The organism is Methanophagales archaeon (assembly GCA_021159465.1).
Lineage (GTDB): Archaea > Halobacteriota > Syntropharchaeia > Alkanophagales > Methanospirareceae > G60ANME1.
The window spans coordinates 1-1,097 of record JAGGRR010000252.1; the positions used below are offsets into that span (position 1 = coordinate 1).

Consider the following 1,097-nt stretch of genomic DNA (forward strand, 5'->3'; position numbering starts at 1 on the left):
TTTTCTTCCCATAAGCTTCTTTTATCTCATTTATCTCGTATTCAGGCAATATTCCTTCCTTTACAACGTCTTTCAGGAACGAATCCACATCTTTATACCCCAATTCCGCAATGTATTTCAAAGCGTCTGGCTCTTCTCGCATGAGTTCTTCCACAAGCTCGTGAACATAATCACAGAATCCTTCGCCCACACTGCGTGCAAAACTGCGTAAACTGAACTCTTCTTCCGATGGTAAACTGCCAAACCGTTCCTCTATCTGCTCAACATTCTCCTCATAAGATATATAAGGGTCCACTTCCGAAACCCAGTCATCAATACCGTGTTCTCTTAATAACGATTTTAAATGTCCTAATTCAATAGGCGTAAGCGGTTTTATCCCTTTTCTCTTCAGTTCCCGCCGTATCCGGTCGCGCTCAACTCTGCTATACCTGCCCCAAAACTCGTTATACGCATCCTTATAGACACTCATGTTCGCTCCTTCAAATATCTCAATTGCAGTTTCTCGGTGAGTGTAATATCCTCTTCTTGTTCAAACCTTCGTAACCCGCCATATTCGGGCACAAGCTTCATCACCTTTGTCTTTCTCTCGCCTCGTCGCTCTTTCTCTTTCAACATACTCAACATAGGCGATTTCTTGACCCAAACAACCTTATCATCAATCCTGAACGTATCAAACTCTTCCATATCTTCTTTTTGGATGTCCCCTATCACGAAATTGAGGCGATATTCATCAACCTTTCCCACAACGGTTCGTGTCTTACCGACTGTTGTGATTATTGGCGGTTCGTCTATTTTCACACCTGACACTTTTAGACGCTCAATAACACGCATTTCACGGTCCGAAAGAGGTTCGCTCCTATTTGTCATTTCCTATTCTTCCTCCTATTCCTTATCGCTTCCGAATACACCTCATCCGTAAGCACATGCAAAAACGCAGCTGCGAGCCGTTCGGGGTCGTTGTGGTATTTTAGCGCAATGGATACGGGGTCATGCCTGAGTATGCGGTGCTTCCTGCCGAGCCATGCGTAAGGCTGGTCGCACCAGCGGTTCACGTCTTCATACTCTTTTCCGAGGAGTATTTTGTTTACAATCCGATG

At 44.6% G+C, this 1,097-nt stretch carries 3 protein-coding genes; all 3 read right to left on the reverse strand.

The window, feature by feature from the left end:
* A partial coding sequence (locus J7J01_10355; GenBank protein MCD6211259.1) for a hypothetical protein occupies positions 1-469 on the reverse strand: 469 nt, incomplete at its 3' end.
* Positions 466-867, reverse strand: a complete 402-nt coding sequence (locus tag J7J01_10360; protein MCD6211260.1) for a hypothetical protein — start codon at positions 865-867, stop codon at positions 466-468. The genes J7J01_10355 and J7J01_10360, both read right to left, overlap by 4 nt.
* Positions 864-1,097, reverse strand: a 234-nt coding sequence (locus J7J01_10365; protein ID MCD6211261.1) for a hypothetical protein, incomplete at its 5' end; no start/stop codon positions are given. The genes J7J01_10360 and J7J01_10365, both read right to left, overlap by 4 nt.

What these genes read in the sequence shown, in the direction of transcription:
- J7J01_10360 (MCD6211260.1), bottom strand. Translation starts at nt 867, where the DNA reads ATGACAAATAGGAGCGAACCTCTTTCGGACCGTGAAATGCGTGTTATT.